The sequence below is a fragment of the Acidovorax sp. 210-6 genome, from assembly GCF_010020825.1.
GTDB lineage: Bacteria > Pseudomonadota > Gammaproteobacteria > Burkholderiales > Burkholderiaceae_C > Simplicispira > Simplicispira sedimenti.
The window spans coordinates 3,046,409-3,068,282 of the sequence record NZ_JAACJE010000001.1 but is presented as its reverse complement, the minus strand read 5'-3'; the positions used below and the strand labels follow the sequence as shown (position 1 = coordinate 3,068,282).

Annotated in this window: 16 protein-coding genes; 9 read left to right on the top strand and 7 right to left on the bottom strand. The window is 66.4% G+C overall.

The genetic code is table 11. The features are described 5' to 3' along the window. Positions 1–38: 38 nt before the first annotated feature. Together GWK50_RS14235 and GWK50_RS14230 are read right to left on the bottom strand one after the other, a co-directional pair. Positions 39–689, bottom strand: a complete 651-nt coding sequence (locus GWK50_RS14235) for a response regulator (protein WP_162017034.1) — start codon at positions 687–689, stop codon at positions 39–41. Further along, a complete protein-coding gene (locus GWK50_RS14230; protein ID WP_162017033.1) occupies positions 686–2,722 on the bottom strand; it encodes a PAS domain S-box protein in 2,037 nt (678 codons plus the stop codon). The genes GWK50_RS14235 and GWK50_RS14230 overlap by 4 nt, the downstream gene beginning before the upstream one ends. A 50-nt stretch (positions 2,723–2,772) precedes the next feature. Between GWK50_RS14230 and GWK50_RS14225 the strand changes: the two genes are divergently transcribed. The 6 genes from GWK50_RS14225 (at position 2,773) to GWK50_RS14200 (ending at position 9,846) form a co-directional block, all read left to right on the top strand. Then, positions 2,773–3,789, top strand: coding sequence for a DctP family TRAP transporter solute-binding subunit (locus GWK50_RS14225; RefSeq protein WP_162017032.1), 1,017 nt, complete (start codon positions 2,773–2,775; stop codon positions 3,787–3,789). 90 nt (positions 3,790–3,879) lie between these two features. After that, a complete protein-coding gene (locus GWK50_RS14220) occupies positions 3,880–4,887 on the top strand; it encodes a TRAP transporter substrate-binding protein (protein ID WP_162017031.1) in 1,008 nt (335 codons plus the stop codon). Between the two features lie 137 nt (positions 4,888–5,024). Beyond that, on the top strand, positions 5,025–5,708 hold the full coding sequence (locus GWK50_RS14215) for a TRAP transporter small permease (protein WP_162017030.1): 684 nt from the start codon (positions 5,025–5,027) through the stop codon (positions 5,706–5,708). After that, positions 5,705–6,988 (top strand): TRAP transporter large permease subunit, encoded by a 1,284-nt coding sequence (locus tag GWK50_RS14210; protein WP_162017029.1) that lies wholly within the window; start codon positions 5,705–5,707, stop codon positions 6,986–6,988. The genes GWK50_RS14215 and GWK50_RS14210 overlap by 4 nt, the downstream gene beginning before the upstream one ends. A gap of 2 nt (positions 6,989–6,990) precedes the next feature. After that, a complete protein-coding gene (locus tag GWK50_RS14205) occupies positions 6,991–8,103 on the top strand; it encodes an ABC transporter substrate-binding protein (protein WP_162017028.1) in 1,113 nt (370 codons plus the stop codon). Between the two features lie 105 nt (positions 8,104–8,208). Then, entirely contained in the window at positions 8,209–9,846 is a 1,638-nt protein-coding gene (locus GWK50_RS14200; RefSeq protein WP_242455386.1) for a methyl-accepting chemotaxis protein, read from the top strand. Here GWK50_RS14200 and GWK50_RS14195 read toward each other — a convergent pair. Then, positions 9,814–11,505, bottom strand: coding sequence for a SulP family inorganic anion transporter (locus GWK50_RS14195; protein WP_162017027.1), 1,692 nt, complete (start codon positions 11,503–11,505; stop codon positions 9,814–9,816). The two genes, GWK50_RS14200 and GWK50_RS14195, sit on opposite strands and share 33 nt — an antisense overlap. A 230-nt stretch (positions 11,506–11,735) precedes the next feature. Further along, complete coding sequence (metG, locus tag GWK50_RS14190) at positions 11,736–13,817, bottom strand: methionine--tRNA ligase (RefSeq protein WP_162017026.1); 2,082 nt, start codon at positions 13,815–13,817, stop codon at positions 11,736–11,738. Positions 13,818–13,961: 144 nt separating this feature from the next. Here metG and GWK50_RS14185 point away from each other — a divergent pair, with 144 nt between their 5' ends. Next, positions 13,962–15,065: an SMP-30/gluconolactonase/LRE family protein gene (locus GWK50_RS14185; RefSeq protein WP_162017025.1), complete on the top strand. Its 1,104-nt coding sequence runs from the start codon at positions 13,962–13,964 to the stop codon at positions 15,063–15,065. Between the two features lie 27 nt (positions 15,066–15,092). On the opposite strand, the gene GWK50_RS14180 is transcribed toward GWK50_RS14185, so the two are convergent. Then, complete coding sequence (locus tag GWK50_RS14180) at positions 15,093–16,337, bottom strand: patatin-like phospholipase family protein (protein WP_162017024.1); 1,245 nt, start codon at positions 16,335–16,337, stop codon at positions 15,093–15,095. Between the two features lie 114 nt (positions 16,338–16,451). After that, positions 16,452–17,018 carry a restriction endonuclease gene (locus tag GWK50_RS14175; RefSeq protein WP_162018126.1) on the bottom strand — a complete coding sequence of 189 codons (567 nt, stop codon included), beginning with the start codon at positions 17,016–17,018 and terminating at the stop codon, positions 16,452–16,454. A gap of 114 nt (positions 17,019–17,132) precedes the next feature. Here GWK50_RS14175 and apbC point away from each other — a divergent pair, with 114 nt between their 5' ends. Next, the gene (apbC, locus tag GWK50_RS14170; protein ID WP_162017023.1) at positions 17,133–18,224 is read left to right on the top strand and encodes an iron-sulfur cluster carrier protein ApbC; all 1,092 of its coding nucleotides are present in this window, start codon (positions 17,133–17,135) and stop codon (positions 18,222–18,224) included. 6 nt (positions 18,225–18,230) lie between these two features. Here the strand turns inward: apbC and GWK50_RS14165 are convergent, their stop codons facing one another. Beyond that, positions 18,231–20,234, bottom strand: a complete 2,004-nt coding sequence (locus tag GWK50_RS14165; protein ID WP_162017022.1) for a diguanylate cyclase — start codon at positions 20,232–20,234, stop codon at positions 18,231–18,233. 124 nt (positions 20,235–20,358) lie between these two features. On the opposite strand from GWK50_RS14165, the gene GWK50_RS14160 reads away from it, so the two are divergent. Continuing rightward, the gene (locus tag GWK50_RS14160) at positions 20,359–21,867 is read left to right on the top strand and encodes an ABC transporter substrate-binding protein (RefSeq protein WP_242455385.1); all 1,509 of its coding nucleotides are present in this window, start codon (positions 20,359–20,361) and stop codon (positions 21,865–21,867) included. Positions 21,868–21,874 lie beyond the last annotated feature (7 nt).

Genomic DNA, 21,874 nt, shown 5'->3' with positions numbered 1-21,874 from the left:
AGCTGTTAGCGCAATAAATACGGGCGTTAGAGCCCGTTTTACTTAGATTCGCCGCCGGGCATGGGTTCCAACCGACCGAGCTTGTGCGCCAGTTCGATGGCCGATTCGACGCCCATTTTCTCGAAGATGTTGGCACGGTGGAATTCCACCGTGCGCTGGGTGATGCCCAGGTGGTCGGCGATGTTCTTGTTGTAGTGGCCCAGGATCAGCTGGTCGAGCACTTCGCGCTCGCGCGGGCTCAGGCTGGCCAGGGCCTGGCGCAGGCGCTGGGCCTCGCGCTCCGCATCGGTCTGCGCGCAGGCGGCCTGCATGGCCTGTTCGACGCGGTCCACCAGCATGTTGTCCTGGAAGGGCTTTTCCAGAAAGTCCCAGGCGCCGTTCTTGACGGCGCCCACGGCCGTGCCCACGTCGCCATGGCCGGTGAGAAACAGCACCGGCCAGGGGCAGCCCAGGGCCTTGAGCTGCTCGAAGGTGACCGGACCCGACAGGGGCTGCATGCGCACGTCCAGCAGCACCACCGCCAGGCCCCAGTCGGCCTGGCGCTGGCGGGCCGCTTCCAGCAGCGCGGCGCCGCTGTCCCAGGTGCGTGACTGGTAGCCGCGCGAGTCGAACAGCCAGGCCAGACCGTCGCGCACATCGGCGTCGTCGTCCACGATATGGATGTCCACGGCGCGCAGTTCGTTGGTCATGGCGTGGGGCTGGGGGCGGTTGCGGGGGCGGTGGCCAAGGGTAACTGAACGGTGAACAGCGCGCCACCCAGGCTTTCATCCTGGCCGACGAAGATGCGCCCGTGGTGCGCCTCGGTGATGGAGCGGCAAATCGCCAGCCCCATGCCCATGCCGCCGTCCTTGGTGCTGAAGAAGGCGTCGAAGATGCGCGCGCGTTCGGCCTCGGGCACGCCAGGGCCGCTGTCGGCCACCGCCAGGGTGACCAGCACGTTGGCATTGGGGCGCAGCCGCACCTGGACCTGGGGGCGTGCGGCGCCGCGCTGCGCCCAGTCGAGCGCATTGCCGCACAGGTTGTGCACCAGGTGCTCCAGCAGCAGGGCGTCGCCCTGCACCCATACGGGTTGCGTGGGCAGTTCCAGCACCACGGGGGTGGCGTGCGCCTCCTGCACGGAAGACACGGCGCGGCGCACCAGGGCCGTGAGATCCACGCTGTCCAGGTTCAGTTCGCGCCGGCGCGCAAAGGCGTTGACGCGCTGGATCACGCCCCCGGCGCGTTCGGCGAGCTGGGCCATGCGCTGCACCACGGTGTGCAGTTCCTCGGGGGTGATGTTGCCGTCGCGCAGTCGGTTGAGCAGGCCGTTGGCAAAACTGGCCAGCGCGCCCAGCGGCTGGTTGAGTTCGTGCGCCAGGGTGGAGGCCACCTCGCCCACGGCCACCAGGCGGCCCGAGGCTTCGAGCTTTTCCTGCTGCAGTGCGGCCAGTTGCTGGGCGCGCTTGCGCTCGCTGATGTCGAGCACCGAGCTCATCCAGCCCAACTGGCTGCCGTCGGCGGCAGTCAGCGGTGCTTCGTGGATCAGCACGTCCACGCGGTGGCCGCTGCGGTGCTGGAACTGCACCTCGATGCCCTGGGCCTGCGTGCCCTGGCTGATGACCGCACGGTGCAGCAGTGCCAGCTCGTCGGCCTGGTCGGCGGGCCAGTAGGGCAAGGGGGCGCGGGCGCCGCGCAGTTCTTGTGCGCTGTAGCCCACCATGGAGCAGAAGGCCTGGTTCACGTAGAGGATCTTGCCCGTCATGTCCCAGGCGCGCATGCCGATGGTGACCGAGCGCTCCATGGCCGAGCGCAGTGCCACCTCGGCCTGCAGGCGCTGCTGCACCTGCTGGCGCTTGATGAAGTCGCGCCGCAGCGCGGCCAGGCTGGCCAGCATGCCCAGCAGAAACAGCAGCGCCACGACAAAGAAGATGCGCGGCACGGGCGAGGTCTGCGGCCCCTGGGGCACCACTTCCAGCATCAGGTCGGTGCCGGGCAGGTTCATCACCGTGCGGTAGGGGCCCTGTGCCTGGTCGGTGGGGGGCGTGTCCACCGCGTCCACGACCAGGCGTACGGTCTGGCTTTGCAGGAACCACGGCGGCAGCAAGGCGTCCACCGCCGCCTGGGTGGACAGCGCGGCCACGTAGATGCCCATCAGTCGGCTGCCGTCGAAGTAGGGCACCGCGAGCCAGACGCGGTCGGTGGTGCTGCCATCGAAGCGGCGCATGGGCCCGGCGTAGCTGGAGCGACGCAGCCCGCTGACGATGTCCTGCAGCGTCTTCAGGGCCTGGAAGTTGTCGTCGTGCTCGGCCTGGTCGTTCTGCCAGGCGCGCACGTCGCCTGCGCTGGCGCCCTGCGTGGCCAGCCAGGCATGGGCCAGCACCACACCGGGTGTGCGCCACAGCATGCCTGCGGGCGCGCTGTCGCCTTCACCCTGGCCCGCAGCGCGCAAGGCCTGCGGGCCATCGAGCGCGGACTGCCGCGCCAGTGCGGCGAGGTCGTCTTCCAGGCGGCGAAAGTGGAACTGCACGCTTTGCTCCAGCCACTGGGCGTCGGCGCCCCGGCGGCGCTCTTCTTCCTCGGTCTCGAAGCTGTTGAGGTACCACACCAGCGCCATCACGGCCGAGACGACCAGCACCACCAGGCCCATCATCCACAGCACGGTCCAGCGACCCCGGTCGCTCAGGGCACGTTTGCTGGCGTGCAGCAGGGCAAAGTCGTCAGAGGATTGGGAGGGCAGGGGCATGGCGGCGTGCAGGCTGCCGTCACTCGGGCAGCGTGGCCATAATACCGGCCATGCGCGCCGCCGCCATTCCTCGCCGCCGTTGTTTGCAGGCACTGGCCTTGGCGGGTGTCCCTGCGCTGGGGGCTGCGCAAGGGGTGGTGACCATCCGTCTGTCCCATGTGGTGGCGCGGCAGACGCCCAAAGGCCTGGCGTTGGAGCGCTTTCGCGAGCGCGTGCAGTCGCTCAGCCAGGGGCGTATCCAGGTGGTCATCTATCCCAACTCGGCGCTGTTTGGCGACGCCGATGAGATCCAGGCGCTGCAACTGGGGGCGGTGGACATGCTGGCCCCTTCGCTGTCCAAGTTCGGGCGCGTGGGCTTCCCGGAGTTCGAGCTGTTCGATCTGCCGTTCCTGTTCGACTCCAAGGCGCAGGTGCACCGCGTGATGCACAGCGCCATTGGCAGGGAGCTGCTCGCTGCGCTGGAGCGCCAGCGCATGGTGGGGTTGGGCTACCTGGACAACGGCTTCAAGCACATGAGTGCCAACCGCCCGCTGCTGGCCCCCCAGGATTTTGTGGGGCTGCGCATGCGCATCCAGAGCTCGCGCGTGATTGCCCACCAGATGCGCGCCCTGGGCGCCAAGCCGGTGGTGCTGGGTTTTGGCGAAACTCGCCGTGCCCTGGCCACGGGTGTGGTGGACGGGACGGAGAACCCGGTGTCCAACCTCTGGACGCAGCGCATGCACGAGGTGCAGACCGACCTGAGCCTGACCCGCCATGGCTACCTGGGCTACTGCGTGGTGGTGAACCAGCGCTTCTGGAACCACCTGCCCCAGGCCGACCGTGCACTGGTCCGGCAGGCCATGGCCGAGGCGCTGGACTGGGGCAACACCATTGCCCAGTACGAGAACGACGAGGCCCTGGCGCATCTGCGCCTGAGCGGGGGCACACGCATCCATGTGCCCGACGAAGACCAGCGCCAGCGCCTGCGCCAGGCGACGCAGGAGGTGTCACTGGGTCTGCAAGGGCGCATCGGACGCCAGTGGATCGACAGGGTGCACGCCCTGCTGGTCAGCAAAAGCGCGGGTTAACCCTAGCTGTGGAACGCCACAGTTACAAAGCCGTGACATGCGGCCTACAGTGCGCTCCGTTGTCATCCGTTTCCATCCAAGGAGTCAGTCATGCAATTTCCGGTGAAAAAGGTACTCGTGTGCGCGCTGGTGGCGTTTGGTGCCACGGTGGCCCAGGCCCAGCAGATCGTCATCAAATTCAGCCATGTGGTTGCCCAGGACACACCCAAGGGCAAGGCTTCAGAGTTCTTTGCCAAGAAGGCTGCAGAGCTGACGGGTGGCAAGGTCAAGGTCGAGGTGTACGCCAACAGCGCGCTGTACAAGGACAAGGAAGAAATGGAAGCCCTGCAAATGGGCTCGGTGCAGATGCTGGCCCCCTCGCTGGCCAAGTTTGGTCCGCTGGGCGTGAAGGAGTTCGAGGTGTTCGACCTGCCCTTCATCTTTGACGACCGCGATGCCCTGCACAAGGTCACCAACGGCCCCGTGGGCGAAAAGCTGTTCAAGAAGCTGGAGGCCCGCGGCATCACCGGTCTGGCCTACTGGGACAACGGCTTCAAGGTCTTCTCGGCCAACAAGCCGCTCAAGAGCGTGGCCGACTACAAGGGCATGAAGTACCGCATCCAGTCGTCCAAGGTGATCGAGGAGCAGATCCGCGCCCTGGGTGGCATTCCCCAGGTCATGGCCTTTGGCGAAACCTACCAGGCGCTGCAGACGGGCGTGGTCGATGGCACCGAGAACCCGCCTTCCAACTTCTACACCCAGAAGATGCACGAGGTGCAAAAGCACCTGAGCCTGACCAACCACGGCTACCTGGGCTACGCCGTGATCGTGAACAAGAAGTTCTGGGACGGCCTGCCTGCCGATGTGCGTGACCAACTGAACCAGGCCATGAAGCAGGCCACCTTCTACGCCAACCAGATCGCCCAGGACGACAACGACCAGGCGCTCGAAGGTGTGAAGAAGAGCGGCAAGACCGCCATCTACACCCCCACCAAGGAAGAACGCACGGCGCTGAAGAAGGCCCTGGTGCCCGTGCACGAAAAGATGTCCAGCCGCGTGGGCAAGGAAACCATCCAAGAGGTGTACAAGGCGACCGGCTTCGACCCGGCCAAGCTCTGATCCTGTGACAAGTCGGCGGCGGTGTGCAGTTACACCGCCGCCGCCAGGCGCACCCCATGTTCCGTGTGCCAAATTGACTGCATGGCTTGCCGCCACGCAACGGTGGGCCACACAACGCTCTCCCCTGGAGAATTCCCATGAAATTTCTTGATCACCTGGAAGAGTGGTTTATCACCTTCCTGATGGGCGGAGCCACGCTCATCGTTTTTCTCGCGGTGCTGCACCGCTACGGGGCTGGCTTTGCCATTCCGGGCGTGCAGGACTGGTTGCTGTCCATCAACATGACCTGGGCGCAGGAGCTGACCATCATCATGTTTGTGTGGATGGCGAAGTTTGGCGCGGCCTACGGGGTGCGCACCGGCATCCACGTGGGGGTCGATGTGCTCATCAACCGCCTGAGCGATGCCAACCGCGGCAAGTTCATCATTTTTGGCCTGGCGGCGGGGGCTGTGTTCACCGCCATCGTGGCCTACCTGGGCTCGCACTTCGTGTGGGAGAACGGGGCGCACTACGGGCTGTACAAGCTCTTCGGCCTGCCGGTGGACGACCTGATCGAAGGCCCCACCACCCCCGACCTGGAGTGGCCCACCTGGGTTGTGTACAGCGCCATACCGCTGGGCACCAGCCTGATGTGCTTCCGTTTTCTGCAGGTGTTGGTGGGCTTCATCCGTACGGGTGAACTGCCGCACCACGACCATGGTCATGTGGACGGACTGGAAGAGAGTGCAGAAGAAGCTGCCGCGCAGGACATCAACCCCTACGCCATGAAAGACAACCTGCACCCCGCAGACACTGCCCACAAGGAAGGGGGCCAGAAATGAATGCCACCATCATCTTCCTCATCCTGCTGGTGCTCATGCTCACCGGCATGCCCATCTCGATTTCGTTGGGCCTGACGGTATTGACCTTCCTGTTTGGCTTTACGCACGTGCCGCTGGAGTCGGTGGCACTGAAGCTGTTCACTGGCATCGAGAAGTTCGAGATCATGGCGATCCCGTTCTTCATCCTGGCGGGCAACTTCCTGACCCACGGCGGTGTGGCACGGCGCATGATCAACTTCGCCACCGCCATGGTGGGCCACTGGTACGGCGGCCTCGGGCTGGGCGGCGTGCTGGCTTGCGCCTTGTTTGCGGCGGTGTCGGGCTCCAGCCCGGCCACGGTGGTGGCCATAGGCTCCATCCTGCTGCCGGCCATGGTCAAGGCAGGGTTCCCCAACAAGTTCGGTGCGGGGGTGATCACCACCTCGGGCGCCTTGGGCATCCTGATTCCGCCTTCCATCGTGATGGTGATGTACTCGGTGGCCACCAACACCTCGGTGGGCGCCTTGTTCATGGCTGGCGTGGTACCGGGTCTGGCGCTGGCGGGTGTGCTCGGTGGGGTGACCTACTGGCGTGCACGCAAGTTCAACTACCCGCGCTTGCCCAAGGCCAGCTGGGGCGAGCGCTGGCAAGCCTTCCGCGCATCGGCCTGGGGCTTGCTGCTGATCGTGATCGTGATGGGCGGTATTTACGCTGGCGTTTTCACCCCCACGGAAGCGGCAGCCATGAGCGCGGTGTACGCCTTCTTTGTGGCCGTGTTCATCTACAAGGACATGGGCCTCAAGGATGTGCCCAAGGTGCTGCTCAATTCGGCCAACATGAGCGCCATGCTGCTGTACATCATCACCAACGCGGTGCTGTTCAGCTTCATCATGACCAACGAGAACATCCCGCAGGCCCTGGCCGACTGGATGCTGGGCAATGGCCTGGGTGTCATCACCTTCCTGCTGGCCGTGAACGTGATCCTGCTGCTGGCGGGCAACTTCATGGAGCCGTCCTCCATCGTGCTGATCTTCGCACCCATCCTGTTCCCGGTGGCCATGAAGCTGGGCATTGACCCGGTGCACTTCGGCATCATCATGGTGGTGAACATGGAGGTGGGCATGTGCCACCCGCCGGTGGGCCTGAACCTGTACGTGGCCTCGGGCATCACCAAGATGGGCATCACCGAGCTGACGGTGGCCGTCTGGCCCTGGCTGCTGGCCATGCTGGGCTTCCTGGCGGTGGTCACCTACTGGCCGGGCCTGAGCCTGTGGTTCCCGCGCATGCTGGGGATGATGTAGCCATGACCGCGCCGCACGTCAAAACCCTGGTGGTGGCGTGTGCGCTGGCCCTGGCTGCCAGCGCCGCCTTCGCGCAGTTGCGCATCGGGCAGACCGTGGGCGTCACCGGAGCGGTGGCGGCCACGGTCAAGGAATCCATGCAGGGTGCGCAGCTCTACCTGGACCATGTCAACGCCAAGGGCGGCGTGGGCGGCGAGAAGATCGAAATCATGACCTTGGACGACGCCTTTGACGTCGAGAAGGCCGAGGCCAATGCCCGCACCCTGATCGAGGAGCGTGGCGTGCTGGCCCTGTTCATGAGCCGGGGCACACCGCACACCGAGGCCATCAATGCGGTGCTGGAGCAGCATCGGGTGGCGCTCATTGGTCCGTCCACCGGTGCCATGGTGCTGCACCAGCCGGTCAAGCCCTACATCTTCAATGTGCGCGCCACCTACCAGCGCGAGGCCGAGCGCGCCATGGCGCACCTCACGTCCATTGGCGTGCGCAAAGTGGCGGTGGTGCACGTGGACGACAGCTTCGGTGCCGACGGTTTGCAGGGCGCGCGCAACGGCCTCAAGGCGGCTGGGCTGGAGCCCGTGGCCGTGGCCAAGTTCGACCGCACCAAGCCCGACTTTGCGCCGCTGTTGCCTGCATTGCAGGCGGCGGAGCCGCAGGCCGTGCTCATCATCGGCTCGGGCACCGCGGTGGTGGAGGGGATCCGCAGCCTCAAGGCGGCCCGTGTGGGCGGGCAGTACCTCACGTTGTCCAACAATGCCTCCGGGGGCTTCATCAAGCTGCTGGGAGACCAGGCGCAGGGCGTCATCGTCAGCCAGGTCATGCCTGCCAGCCTGAACTTTGGCTTGGTCAAGGAGGCCACCCAGTTGGCCAAGGCCAAGGGGGTGGACGAGGTGAGCCCCGCCATGCTCGAAGGATTTGCTTCGGCCAAGGTGCTGGTCGAGGGCCTGCGCCGCGCGGGCGCCAAGCCGAGCCGCGCCAGCCTGCACCAGGCGCTGGACAACCTGGGCCGCCTCGACCTGGGCGGCCTGGTGCTGGACTACAGCCCCAGCGACCACACGGGGCTGGACTTTGCCGATCTTTCCATCGTCGGCACTGGCGGGCGCTTTCGCCGCTGAACACAGGTTCTGAGAGAGCCTGCAGGGAGCCCCTGGCCGCCGTGATGGGTGGCCGTGGCGGCTTTGCACACATGGGGCGGTGCGTACCGCCAGGAGGATGACACCATGCGCATCGATGATTTGCGGATTTCCACCCGGCTGGAGCTGGGTTTTGGGGTCCTGGGCCTGATGATTCTTGCCATGGTGGCGGTGGTCTGGGTGCAGGTGTCCACCATGACCGGGCTGTTTGGTGACGTGGCCAACGCGCGCATTCCGCGCATGGTGGTGGGCAGTGCCATCAAGGAAGATGTGCAGACCATCTCCAGCAGCGTGCGCAACATGATTTTGATGAGCGACACCGCCGCCATCCTGGCCGAGGCGCAGAGCATAGAGCGCGTGCAAAAGCGCATCGACCAGCGCTTTGGCGAGCTGGAAAAGCTCCTGGCGGACGACAGCGCTGCGCAGGCCGCGCTGCAGCAGGTGCAGGCTGCGCGCAGGGCCTACGAGCCGCTGCAGAACGAAACCCAGGAGCTGGCGGGCTCAGGCCAGGTGTTTGACGCCAAGGATCTGCTGGTGGCCAAGATGCACCCTGCCCAGCAGGCCTATTTCAGCGCCATGGACGCCCTGCTGCTGCAGCAGCAACAGCAACTCGGCCAGGCCACGGGCGCCACCGAGCGCGCTGCCAACAGCGTGCGCGGCATGTTGCTGGCCACCACGCTGGTGGTCATGGTGCTGGGGGGCTTGTTGGCCTGGTGGATCATTCGCTCCATCACCGGACCTTTGCGCCAGGCAGTGCGCGTGGCCCGTTCGGTGGCCGCAGGCAACCTGCGGGAGCCCATTGCGGCGCAGGGGCGCAACGAGGTGGCGCAGCTGCTGCTGGCCCTGAAGGACATGCAGGGCGGGCTGGCGCGTGTGGTCACGCATGTGCGCCACGGGGCGCAAAACGTGCTGGGCGGCAGCACCGAGATCGCGCAAGGCAACATGGACCTGTCCAACCGCACCGAGGCCCAGGCCGGTGCGCTGCAACAAACCTCGGCCTCCATGCAAGACCTGCGCGAGGCGGTGGTGCACAACGCCGACAACGCCCAGCAGGCCAACACCCTGGCGCGCGACGCCAGCGCTGTGGCCGAGCGTGGCGGTGCCGTGGTGGGGCAGGTGGTGGATACCATGCGCGACATCAACACCTCCAGCCAGAAGATCGCCGACATCATCGGCGTGATCGACGGCATTGCTTTCCAGACCAACATCCTGGCCCTGAATGCCGCTGTGGAAGCCGCCCGCGCAGGCGAGCAGGGCCGGGGCTTTGCCGTGGTGGCCAGCGAAGTGCGCGCCCTGGCCGGGCGCAGCGCAGAGGCCGCGCGCGAGATCAAGGGCCTGATCTCTGCCAGCGTGGAGCGCGTGGCGCAGGGCTCGGAGCTGGTGGACAAGGCAGGCGCCACCATGCAGGAAGTGGTGCAGTCCATTCGCCGGGTCACGGCCCTGGTCGGCGAGATCAGCAGCGCCAGCGCAGAGCAGCGCTCGGGCGTGGCCCAGATTGGCGAGGCCATTGCCCAGATGGACCATGTGACGCAACAGAACGCCGCGCTGGTGGAGCAGATTGCTGCTGCTGCCACCGGTTTGAGCACCCAGGCCCAGGAGCTGGTGCAGGCGGTGGCTGTGTTTCAGGTGGATGCAGATGCCGCCGCAGCGCAGCCTGTGGCCGCGCCCGCCGCCTACGTGGCTGCTGCGGCCTTAGGCAGTACCCGACAGCGGCTCCTGTCCTGAGCCGGGCGCTGTGGGCGGGCCCTGCCCGGCCAGCTTGGCGATGAAGCCCGAGCGCTCCATCAGCGAGCGTGCCTGCTCCTGTGGGTCGTGTACCGTCAGGTGGCCGCCACGCTGGGCCACCGCCTTGAGGATTTGCTCCAGGCCGTCGAGGCCGGTGGTGTCCAGCGCAAACAGGTGGCGCATGTCCAGCGTCACCTGCACACCGTGTGGCGCCGCTTCGATGGCCTGCACCAGAGGGTCGATCTTGGCGGCCGCGCCAAAGAACAGTGCGCCGTGCAGGCTCCAGCCCAGGCGTGTGCTGGGTGCTTCTGCATCCAGCGGCAAGGGGTCGGCGCGGAACAGCGCGCTCATGCGCCGCACGAACAGCACGCAGGCCAATACCAGGCCGACCTCTACCGCCACCGTCAGGTCGAACACCACGGTCAGGAAGAAGGTGCCCAGCATCAGCAGCCGGTAGTGGTTGCTGAAATGCCGCAGGCGCACAAACTCGTGCCACTCGCCCATGTTCCAGGCCACATACAGCAGGATGCCTGCCAGTACCGCCAGCGGAATGTGCAGCGCCAGCGGTGCAGCCAGCAACACGATGGCGCCCAGCGTGGCGGCGTGCACGATGCCCGCGATGGGCGAGGTGGCACCGGAGCGCAGGTTGGTCACCGTGCGCGCAATGGTGCCCGTGACCGGCATACCGCCAAAAAACGGCACCACAAAGTTGGCGACGCCCTGCGCCATCAGTTCCTGGTTGGGGTCGTGCTTGCGGTGGTGTTCGCCCGTGGCGAGCTGGTCGGCCACGCGCGCGCACAGGAGCGACTCGATGGCGCCCAGCAGCGCGATGGTCAGCGTGGGAATCAAGAGCTGGCGCACAGTGTCCCATGACAAGGTCGGCAGTTCGATGCCGGGCAGGCTTTGCGGAATGCCGCCAAAGCGTGTGCCAATGGTTTCTACCGGCATGTGCATGAAGCTGGCCACTGCGGTGAGCGAGACCAAGGCCACCACCGGGGCGGGAATGCGTGCAAACGAGCGCACGGTCTTTCCATCGGCCAGGCGCAGTACCAGCCGGTTGTGCCGCACGAACAGCACGGGCCACAGGAACAGCCCGCCCAGGCAGGCGATCGTCAGCCCCAGCGCGTAGGGGTTGATGCTGCCGATGTGCTGCGCCAGCACCTGTACCTGCGCGACAAAGTCACCGGGCATCTTGGTGATGGACAGACCGAGCGCGTCCTTCACCTGTGACAGCGCAATCAGCACCGCAATGCCGTTGGTGAAACCAATGACGATGCTCACCGGCACAAAGCGCACCAGGTTGCCCAGCCGCAGCAAGCCCAGCGCAAACAGCAACAGGCCCGCGCAGGTGGTGGAGATCAGGAGCCCCGCCACACCGTGGCGCTCGACGATGCCATAGACGATGACGATGAAGGCACCTGCGGGCCCGCCGATCTGCACGTTGGTGCCGCCCAGCAGTGAGACCAGAAAGCCCCCGATGATGGCCGTCCACAACCCCGCTTCGGGCTTGAGCCCGCTGGCGATGGCAAAGGCCATGGCCAGCGGCAACGCCACGATGCCCACGGTGATGCCCGCGCCCATGTCGGCAAACCAGCGGGCACGTGTGTAGCCCTTGAGGGCATCCAGAATGCGTGGGCGGAAGGCGAACGAGACAGACATGCAGACAACTCCAGACCGGTGCAACCAGGGATCGAGGCGATCAGTGCAACGGTGCTGGCGGGCTGCAGGGGCAGTGGTCGTGCGTGCGGATCGTGCGCTGGGGGGCTGGATGGTTCATTCGGCACCCCAGTGTAGGCCGCGCGTGCGGCGCTGCAATTGCCGTAAGTCCGTAGCCCGGCTAGGCCGGGTTGTCAGCCAGTGGCAAGCCGTGTGTGTTCGGCTCGCTGAAGTCAGCGCACGCGCATGCCAGGCTGGGCGCCGGGCCACGGGTTCAGCACATAGATGCCGGGGTTCGTCTTCTCGTCCGCATGGCTGCCCGCCAGCACCATGCCCTCGGAGACGCCGAACTTCATCTTGCGCGGGGCCAGGTTGGCCACCACTACGGTCAGCTTGCCCACCAGGTCGGCGGGCTGGTAGCTGCTGGCGATGCCGCTGAAGACGTTGCGCGTGCGGCCTTCGCCCACGTCGAGCGTGAGGCGCAGCAGCTTGGTGGAGCCTTCCACGGCCTCGCAGTTGACGATCTGCGCGATGCGCAGGTCGATCTTGGCGAAATCGTCGATGGTGATGGTGGGGGCCAGCTCCTCGCCGCCGGGTGCTACGGTTTCAGTAGCTTCCTGCGCTTTATCTGCCTGGGCTGGAGGCTCAAAAAGTGCCTCCAATTGCTTCGCGTCCACGCGCTGCATCAGGTGCTTGTACTCGCCGATCACATGGCCCTTGCCGAGCGCGGTCTGCGCGTCGGCGAAGGTGAAGGGCGCGACCTTCAGGAAGGCCTCGACCTGAGCGGCCAGCGCCGGCAGCACGGGTTTGAGCAGGATGGTGAGCAGACGGAAAGCCTCGATGCAGGTGGTGCACACGTCCTGCAGGCGGCCTTCCATGCCCTCCTGCTTGGCCAGCTCCCAAGGCTTGTTCTGGTCCACGTAGGCGTTCACGCGGTCGGCCAGCAGCATGGTTTCGCGCAGGGCCTTGCCGTATTCGCGTTCGGCCAGCAGCTCGATGATGGTGGGCGCCACGGTGCGCAGGTGCTCCAGCAGTGCGTCGCCGTCGGCAGACACTTCGCCGAGCTGGCCGCCAAAGCGCTTGCTGATGAAGCCCGCCGCGCGGCTGGCGATGTTGACGTACTTGCCGATCAGGTCGCTGTTGACGCGCAGCATGAAGTCTTCGGCGTTGAAGTCGATGTCTTCGTTGCGGCTGCTCAGTTTGGTGGCCAGGTAGTAGCGCAGCCACTCGGCGTTCATGCCCAGGCCCAGGTACTTGAGCGGGTCCAGGCCGGTGCCGCGGCTCTTGCTCATCTTCTCGCCGTTGTTCACCGTGAGGAAGCCGTGCACGAACACCGAGTCAGGCACCTTGCGGCCGCTGAACTTCAGCGTGGCGGGCCAGAACAGCGTGTGGAAGGTGACGATGTCCTTGCCGATGAAGTGGTACTGCTCGAGCTGCGGGTCGGCCATGTAGGCCTCGTAGTCCTGGCCGCGCTTGTCGAGCAGGTTCTTCAGCGAGGCGAGATACCCGATGGGCGCGTCCAGCCACACATAGAAATACTTGCCCGGCGCGTCGGGGATCTCGATGCCGAAGTAGGGTGCGTCGCGCGAGATGTCCCAGTCGCCCAGGCCCTCGCTCTGCGTGCCGTCGGGGTTGGTGCGCACGGTGAACCATTCGCGCACCTTGTTGGCCACCTCGGGCTGCAGGCGGCCGTCTTGCGTCCAGTCTTCCAGGAAGGCCACGCAGCGCGGGTCCGACAGCTTGAAGAAGAAGTGCTCCGAGTGCTTGAGCACCGGCTTGGCACCTGAGAGGGCAGAGTAGGGGTTGATGAGGTCGGTGGGCGCGTACACGGCGCCGCAGACCTCGCAGTTGTCGCCGTACTGGTCCTTGGCGTGGCACTTGGGGCACTCGCCCTTGATGAAGCGGTCGGGCAGGAACATGTTCTTCTCGGGGTCGAAGAACTGCTCGATGGTACGCGTCTCGATCAGGCCGTTGGCCTTGAGGTCCAGGTAGATCTGCTGCGCTAGCTGGTGGTTCTCGGGGGCGTCGGTGCTGTGCCAGTTGTCGAATTCGATGTGAAAGCCGTCGAGGTACTGCTTGCGACCGGCGGCGATGTCGGCCACGAACTGCTGCGGCGTCTTGCCGGCCTTCTCGGCGGCGATCATGATCGGCGCGCCGTGCGTGTCGTCGGCGCCGACGAAGTTCACCTCGTTGCCCAGCAGCCGCTGCGTGCGCACCCAGATGTCGGCCTGGATGTATTCCATGATGTGACCGATGTGGAAGTTGCCGTTGGCGTAGGGCAGGGCGGTGGTGACGAAGAGTTTGCGTGCGGGCATGGGAGCGGCTCTCAAAAGCGGATTCGCCTTTTTTGGCGGAGCCTGTAATTTTACGGGTCCGTCGCCCAGGCGTCAGCGCTGGCTGGGCAAGGGCTGGCAGCCCTGGGCACAATGCGCGCCAGAAACACCCTGGAGGAGACGCGCATGTTCAAGAAGCTGTTCATCGGCCTGGGCGCCGTGGTAGTGGCCGGCCTGGCCTATCTGCTGGCCTGGCCCGTGCCCATCGCCCCCGTGGCCTGGCAGGCCCCGCCCGCGCCGGGCTACCAAGGGCCGCACGCACCCAACCAGCGCCTGGCGAACCTGCAGATGATCGACCTGCGCGGCGAGATCGGCCCCGAGCACATCGCCATCGGCAAGGACGGCAAGCTCTACACCACGGTGCTCAGCGGCAACATCCTGCGCATGAGCCCGGACGGCTCGGCGCAGGAGGTCTTCATCAACACCGGCGGCCGGGTGCTGGGCTTCGATTTCGACGCGGCCGGGAACCTCATCGCGGCCGATGCCGTCAAGGGCCTGCTGTCGGTTTCGCCGCAGGGCCAGGTGCAGGTGCTGGCCGACCGCATCGGCGACGATCCGATCCGCTACGCCGACGGCGTGGTGGTGGCCAGGAACGGCAAGATCTACCTCAGCGACGCCTCCACCCGCTTCGCGCCCAAGGACTGGGGCGGCACCTTCGAGGCCAGCGTGCTCGACATCCTGGAACAGTCCGCCACCGGCCGCGTGCTGGAGTACGACCCCGCCAGCCGCGCCGTGCGCGTGGTGGCCAGGGGCCTGAGCTTCGCCAACGGCGTGGCGCTGAGCAGCGACGAGCAGCACCTGTTCGTCAACGAAACCGGCAAGTACCGCGTCTGGAAAATCGCCGTGGGCGCGCAGGATCTCGACATCGCCCAGGGGGGGAATGCACAGGCCCAGGTGCTGCTGGACAACCTGCCCGGCTACCCCGACAACCTGATGCGCGGGCTGGACGGCAAGATCTGGCTGGGCTTCGCCAAGCCGCGCAACCCCACCATCGACGGCATGGCCGGCAAGCCCTGGCTGCGCGCGCTCACGTTGCGCCTGCCGCGCGCGCTGTGGCCCATCCCCAAGGCCTACGGTCATGTGATCGCCTTCACCGAGGACGGCAAAGTCGTGGCCGATCTGCAGGACCCCACGGGCGCCTACCCCGAAACCACCGCCATCACCGAAACGCTCGAGCGCCTGTACGTGCAGAGCTTGCACGCCAAGGGTTTAGGTTGGTTGAAGAAGTGAGCGCGTGCCTGGGTCGCTGCGCCCAGGTCAGGCCTTGGGGCGCTGGGGCAGCTCGGCGCCCGTGTCCGTCCAGCCAAAGAAGCGGCACACGGCCGCGCGCTGTGCCAGCGTATCGGACCGGCCCAGGGCCATGAGGTCGCGCGTGTAGTTCTGCTCGAACAGCAGGTAGCTGGCCAGCGCCGCGCTGCGCACGTCCTGGTTCTTGGACGACACACCCAGCGCGCCCAGCATGGTGCGCACGGGCGCGGGCAGGTCGGCGACATGGCGTGCAGCTACCGCGTCCAGGCGCTCCGAGGGCGCGATCACCAACAGCTCGATGGGGCGCAGCGCGCTGTGCGCGCGCGCCTCGGGCGGGATCAGCGAGATCGTCTGGTTGATGCGCTGCATGCGCTCCACGTCCACCCAGAGCGCGTCCAGGAAGATGTTCGACAGCGCATGGCCCGCGATCTGCGCCAGCGAGGGGTAGCCGGTGGAGAGGGCGGCCGTCACTTCGCCCTTGGGCTCGTGCATGCGGCCCGCGCCCACCACCAGCACGCGTTCGGCACCCAGGTGGATGGCCGGGGCGATGGGGGCCGACTGGCGCATGGAGCCGTCGCCGAAGTATTCGATGTGGCCTTCGATGTCGATCGCCGTGGCCGGGAACACGAAGGGAATGGCCGCCGAGGCCAGCAGGTGCTCGTGCGTGATGCGGTCGCGCACGGCGCGGCGCTGCGAGCGCACCCAGGGGTCCTGGCGCTCGCCCGCTTCGAAGAAGGTCACGTGCTCGCCCGAGCTGTAGCTCGATGCCGTGACCGCCAGCGCCTGCAGGTGGCCCTGGCGGATCAGGCGCGGCAGGCGCACCAGCGGCACCATCTTGACGAGCAGGTGCGCCAGAGGATCGTTGTCCAGTAGCGAGCGCGGGCGCATGCGGCGCCAGCGCGCCAGCACCCAGCCCAGCGACAGCAGCGTGAGCCAGCGCGCGCCGCTGCGCATCACGCTGATGGAGTCGGCGCGGTACACGTGGTGCGCGTGGAAGTTGCTCCACACGCGCACGATGCGGCGCACCGCACGGTCGAACTGGTCGGCGCCGCAGGCCAGCGCAGCGGCGTTGATGGCGCCGGCTGAAGTGCCTGTGACGATGGGGAACGGGTTGGGCTCCTTGCCCGCACCGCAGGCCAGGCGCAGATCAGCGATGGCTTCGAGCACGCCCACCTGATAGGCAGCACGAGCGCCGCCGCCGGTCAGCAGCAGCCCGGTGCGTGGTGCGGATGGGTCGGTGGGTGGCAGCGGCATGGTGGGGCAGGCAGGTACACGCGACTGCATGGACGGAGCCTGCCCCGAGTGTGCGTGAGGGCGCGGGCCCCCGGTCTTGGGGAAACCCCATGGACGTTGCGCGGATGCCGCAGATCAGCGCGCTGCGAGCAGCAGACCGGCCAGTGCATCGCCCTGCACCACGGTGATGCCGTGGTCGCGCGCGAAAAGGCGGGCGTTGTCGCTCAGGCTGCCCTGGGCCAGCAGGTACAGGCCGCCCTGGGCGCCGCGCACCTGCATGGCGGCGTGCAGCTCGCGCAGCGGCTCCACGCCGTGGTTGGCAGCCTTCCAGCGCCGGGCGCTGGCCAGCAGCGTCTGCCCGCCCTTGGTCAGCACGAAGTCGGCCGCACCGCCTGCGGCAAGGCGTTCCACACCATGGCCGTCGGCACGCCACGCGGCCTCCAGCGCATCGGCAAATGCGCGCCAGGGCCAGGTCTGCAATTGGGCGTGCATGTCTGCCACGCGCGCTGCGCTGGGCGCGCGCCACTGGCGCCAGGCGGCCATGCAGCCGACCACAAAAAACGGGAAGGTGCCCAGTGCACCGGCCCACGCATAGTCACGCGGCAGCAAGGCCACCGCAGCCAAGGAGAGCACGCCCACCAGCGCAAAGCTGATCCACCACGGCGAGCGCAGCAGCACGGCAAACAGCGAGTTGGGCGACATCTTGAACTTCACGGGATTCCTTGGGCGGGTCTATTGGGCGGGGCTGCATTGTCATGCAGGCAGTGGGGTCGCGGGGCGCTTGGATAGACTACCGCACCCACAGGAGTACATCGGATGGCTATCAATGAACAAGGGCTCATGGCGGCCCTGGGCGCCGTGCAGGACCCCGGTACCGGCAAGGATTTTGTCAGCACGCGTGCCTTGCGCGATCTGCGCATCGACGGCGACGCAGTGTCTTTTCAGGTGGAGCTGGGCTACCCTGCACGCAGCCAGGAGCCCGCGCTGCGCACCAGCCTGGAAGCGGCGGCACGCTCGGTCGAGGGCGTTCGCAGCGTGCAGGTCGAGGTGGTCACCAAGGTGGTGGCCCATGCGGTGCAACGCGGCGTGCAGCTCTTGCCCGGTGTGAAGAACATCGTGGCCGTGGCCTCGGGCAAGGGCGGGGTGGGCAAGAGCACCACCGCCGCGAATCTTGCGCTGGCTCTGGCCGCCGAAGGCGCGACCGTGGGCTTGCTGGACGCCGATATCTACGGCCCCAGCCAGCCCATGATGATGGGCATTGACCGCAGGCCCGACAGCCTGGACGGCAAGACGATGGAGCCGCTGGTCAACCATGGTGTGCAGGTCATGTCCATCGGCTTTCTTGTGGACCCGGACCAGGCCATGATCTGGCGCGGCCCCATGGCGACGCAGGCGCTGGAACAACTGCTGCGCCAGACCCACTGGAAGGACGTGGACTACCTGGTGGTGGACATGCCGCCCGGTACGGGCGATATCCAGCTCACCCTGAGTCAGCGCGTGCCCATTACCGGCGCGGTGATCGTGACCACGCCGCAGGACATTGCCCTGCTGGATGCACGCAAGGGCATCACGATGTTCGAGAAGGTGGGTGTGCCCATTCTGGGCTTGGTGGAAAACATGGCCGTGCATGTGTGCTCGAACTGCGGGCACGCAGAGCACATCTTTGGCGAGGGCGGCGGGCGGCGCCTGGCGCAGGAGCTGGGCATGCACTACCTGGGAGCGCTGCCGCTGGATCTGAAGATCCGTCAGCAGGCCGACAGTGGCCAGCCGACCGTGGTGGCCGATCCGCAGAGCGAGGCGGCGGGCATCTACCGTCAGGTGGCGCGCGATGTGGCAGCGCGCATTGCCTTGCAGTCCAAGGATTTCTCAGCCAAGTTTCCGACCATCACGGTGAGCAAGAACACCTGACGCGTTTCACGCCTCCACGGCGTGTGGGGCCGGGGCCGCAGTGTAGGCGGTCACCCTGTCCCGGCCTGCTTTTTTGGCCTCGTAGAGCGCGCTGTCGGCCTGTTCCAGCAGCGCATGCGCTGCAACGCCGACGTCGGCGGATGGGTTCGCCAGTGCGTGGTGGTGGGGCTCAAGGCAGGCCACGCCAATGCTCACCGTCACATGCTGGCCACTGGGCGCGCAAGCGTGGGCCAATCCCAGTGCGCTGATGGCATGGCGTACGCGCTCGGCCTGTTCCACAGCCTGTTCCAGCGTTGTGTGCGGCAGCAAGACGGCAAACTCTTCGCCGCCATAGCGGGCCACCATTTCCCCCTCCCGCCCCACGGAGGCTGACAGCGCCTGGGCCACCTGGCGCAGGCACTGGTCGCCCTGCACGTGGCCGTAGTGATCGTTGTAGGCCTTGAAGTGGTCCACGTCGATCATCAGCAGCGCCAGCGGCGCGCCACCACGCAGGGCCCGCTTGCACTCGCTGGCCAGGGCTTCGTCGAGCGCACGGCGGTTGGCCACCAGGGTCAAGGGGTCCATGCGCACCTGGGTTTCCAGCGCGGCACGGTAGCTTGCGAGTTGCTCCTCCGTCTGCTTGCGTTCGGTAATGTCCTGCACGGTTCCGGTCAACCAGGCATTGCTGCCCGGCGTCGCTTGGCCTTCGAACTCGCCCCACACCTGAACCCAGCGCTGCTGCCGGTCGCAGGGGCGCACGATGCGGTACTGTGCGCTCAAGGGCAGGCGTTCTTCCAGCGATTTTCCGTGCCGTGCCAGCACGCTCTTGCGGTCGTCCGGGTGCAGTGCATCCACCCAGGTGCGCAGCCCGATGCGGCCCGTTGCGGGCAGGCCGTAGATCTGGCGCGCGATGCGCGAAAGAAAAAACTCCTGGTTCTGCGCATCCCAGGCAAAAAAGCCCACCGAGGCGGCCTGCTGGGCGCTTTCCAGCCAGCGCATGTTGCGTTCCAGTTCCTGCTTGAGGGCGCTCTCTCGCCGACGTGCGCGCCACTGCCAGTAGGTGGCGGCCAAGCCCGCCAGCACCACCACCAGGCTCACCGGCAGGCTCAGGGCCAGCCATTCGCGCTGCATATGGTTGCCCAAGGCCTCTTCCACATGGACTTGTGAGATCAGCACCCAGGGCGTATCCGGAACGGCGTTCACGGCGGCCAGAACGGGCTGGCCTCGGTCATCGCGTCCATACACAATGCCCCGGCTGCCCGAAAAAGCCTGTACGGCAGGGTTGTCGGTGTGCGACATGGACAGGCGCAGGGTCATGGGAGGGTCGGGGCGGTGCTTCAGTGGGCTGAGTACCAACACTTCCTCCCCGGTGCGCTGAACCAGAAAAGACTCCGCAGTCTGGCTGCGGGTGGGCCAGAAATCCAGAATGGGGTAGAGCGTGGCACGCACGTCTTTCACCAGCCAGATGCCTCCCAGAGCGGTGGAGCCATCGTAGAGCGGCACCAGCACGCTGAAGAACGGGAAGGCAAAGAACGCATCGCCGCGTGGCTCCACCAATACCGGCTCGTCTTGGGCCAGCGCCCGTGTCAGGGCATTGATCTCGGCCTGTGGAGCCAGGCCCAAAACCTCGCCCCCGGATGTCAGCAGCAAGTTGCCCCGCGCGTCCATCAGGTAGGCCGCAGTGTAGAGCGAGCGCTCCTCCAGGATGCGCAAGCGCTCGCGCACGGGGGCCTCTTGTTCCAGCCCCGGAAGCTGGATCCAGCGCGCCACCAGTTGGGCAAAGGCCGAATCGTCTGCCAGTCCCATGGCCTGGGAGGTCTGGCGCTCGCGCCATTCGGCCACGCTGCGCACCTGCAACTGGCCGATGGCCTGCAACTCCCCCTCGACCTGATGGCGAAAGCGCTGCTCGCGCTCACGGTAGGTGGACAGCAGCGCCCACACCGCCAGCGCCAGCAATAGCAGCCCCAACCCCAGCCCCCACCAGAACCAGGGGGGAGCTTTGCGTTGGCGCAGAACACGGAGTGAGGGCATGGCTCCAGAGGCGAGGTCAGGGCCCAATGGGCAAAATTCATTCTATGTCACACTTTGTAGCCATTTGTGTGCCTTGACTCGCTTTGTGCGAGCATCTGGGCGAAATCGTCAAGGAACAAGCGCTTTGTCCCACTTCTTCCGTGCTCCTGGGTGGCTCGCCGCGTGGATGGTGGGGCTGGGTTTGTGTCTGGCTTTGCCATGGGGTGCACTCGCCCAGCAGCGTGCGGGATCATCGGTGTCCATCAGCCTCTCCTTGGAGCCCGATGGCTTGGACCCCACCATGGGTGCCGCGGCTTCGATTGGCGAGGTGGTGCACTACAACGTGCTGGAGGGTCTGACCCGCATCGAGGAAAACGGCCAGGTCAAACCCCTGCTGGCCCAATCCTGGAGCCAGGATGCCAGCGGCCTGGTCCATGTGTTCAAGCTGCGGCGAGGGGTGCGCTTTCACGATGGTGCGGTGTTGGATGCGCAGGCCGTGCGCTTCACCTTCGAGCGCGCCAAGGCCCCTGGTTCCACCAACAAGGCGCGCAAGGCCTTGTTCGACAACATCGCCCGCATCGAGACCCCTGATGCCCACACCGTGGTGCTGGCCCTGGAGCGGCCAGATGTTCACTTGCTGTTCCGCCTTGGCGAGGGCCCGGCGGTGATCCTGCACCCGGCCAGCGCTGCCCAGGCAAGCAGCCACCCCGTGGGCACGGGCCCCTACCGCTTCGTGCAATGGAGCCGTGGGACATCCATCACGCTGGTCAGGGCCGACACCTACCGCGACCCGACCCAGGCATCCATCGAGCGTGTGGTGTTCCATTTCATCCCAGACCCCAAGGCCCAGGAGGCCGCGTTCCGTTCGGGGGCCATGGACCTGTTCTTCAACCTGGCAACGCAGGACGTAGGCCACTTTCAGGGCGACAGCCGCTACCAGGTGCTGGTGGGATCTTCGACGGGCAAGGGCATGGTGGCCATCAACCACCGGCGCACACCCCTGAACGATGTGCGCGTGCGTCGGGCCATCTCCCATGCCATCGACCGCGAAGCCTTTATCCGCAAGGTACTGCAAGGCCGGGCGCGTGCCATTGGCAGCCACTTTGCGCCCACCGATCCGGGGTATGTGCACCTGGCAGGCGTGTACCCCTATTCCCCCGAGCGAGCGCGCGGCCTGCTGAAAGAGGCGGGCGTGGCCTTGCCCCTGCGACTGACGCTGACGCTCCCGCCCACGCCCTATGCCCGTGAGGGCGGCCCCCTCATCGCAGCCGATCTGGCCAAGGTCGGCATTGAGGCGCGCACAGAAATGGTGGAATGGTCGCAATGGTTGGGCGGGGTGTTCAAGGGGCAGTTCGATCTGACGCTGATCACCCACGTCGAATCTCTGGACTACCTCATCTACACCGACCCCGACTACTACTTCGGCTACGACAGCCCAGCCTTTCGCCACCTGGCAGGGCGCCATGCGCTGGCGGGCAACCCCCGCGAGCGCAGCCGCCTGTTTGCGCAAATGCAGCGCCATCTGGCCGACGACGCCGTCAACGCGTGGATCTTCGCGCCCCAGGTCGCCACGGTGGCGCGCAAAGGCTTGCGCGGGGTGTGGATGAATTACCCCATCGTGGTGCACGACATTGCGGCCATGCGCTGGGAGTGACTTCCCC

What these genes read in the sequence shown, in the direction of transcription:
- GWK50_RS14235 (WP_162017034.1), bottom strand. Translation starts at nt 689, where the DNA reads ATGACCAACGAACTGCGCGCCGTGGACATCCATATCGTGGACGACGAC.
- GWK50_RS14230 (WP_162017033.1), bottom strand. Translation starts at nt 2,722, where the DNA reads ATGCCCCTGCCCTCCCAATCCTCTGACGACTTTGCCCTGCTGCACGCC.
- GWK50_RS14225 (WP_162017032.1), top strand. Translation starts at nt 2,773, where the DNA reads ATGCGCGCCGCCGCCATTCCTCGCCGCCGTTGTTTGCAGGCACTGGCC.
- GWK50_RS14220 (WP_162017031.1), top strand. Translation starts at nt 3,880, where the DNA reads ATGCAATTTCCGGTGAAAAAGGTACTCGTGTGCGCGCTGGTGGCGTTT.
- GWK50_RS14215 (WP_162017030.1), top strand. Translation starts at nt 5,025, where the DNA reads ATGAAATTTCTTGATCACCTGGAAGAGTGGTTTATCACCTTCCTGATG.
- GWK50_RS14210 (WP_162017029.1), top strand. Translation starts at nt 5,705, where the DNA reads ATGAATGCCACCATCATCTTCCTCATCCTGCTGGTGCTCATGCTCACC.
- GWK50_RS14205 (WP_162017028.1), top strand. Translation starts at nt 6,991, where the DNA reads ATGACCGCGCCGCACGTCAAAACCCTGGTGGTGGCGTGTGCGCTGGCC.
- GWK50_RS14200 (WP_242455386.1), top strand. Translation starts at nt 8,209, where the DNA reads ATGCGCATCGATGATTTGCGGATTTCCACCCGGCTGGAGCTGGGTTTT.
- GWK50_RS14195 (WP_162017027.1), bottom strand. Translation starts at nt 11,505, where the DNA reads ATGTCTGTCTCGTTCGCCTTCCGCCCACGCATTCTGGATGCCCTCAAG.
- metG (WP_162017026.1), bottom strand. Translation starts at nt 13,817, where the DNA reads ATGCCCGCACGCAAACTCTTCGTCACCACCGCCCTGCCCTACGCCAAC.
- GWK50_RS14185 (WP_162017025.1), top strand. Translation starts at nt 13,962, where the DNA reads ATGTTCAAGAAGCTGTTCATCGGCCTGGGCGCCGTGGTAGTGGCCGGC.
- GWK50_RS14180 (WP_162017024.1), bottom strand. Translation starts at nt 16,337, where the DNA reads ATGCCGCTGCCACCCACCGACCCATCCGCACCACGCACCGGGCTGCTG.
- GWK50_RS14175 (WP_162018126.1), bottom strand. Translation starts at nt 17,018, where the DNA reads ATGTCGCCCAACTCGCTGTTTGCCGTGCTGCTGCGCTCGCCGTGGTGG.
- apbC (WP_162017023.1), top strand. Translation starts at nt 17,133, where the DNA reads ATGGCTATCAATGAACAAGGGCTCATGGCGGCCCTGGGCGCCGTGCAG.
- GWK50_RS14165 (WP_162017022.1), bottom strand. Translation starts at nt 20,234, where the DNA reads ATGCCCTCACTCCGTGTTCTGCGCCAACGCAAAGCTCCCCCCTGGTTC.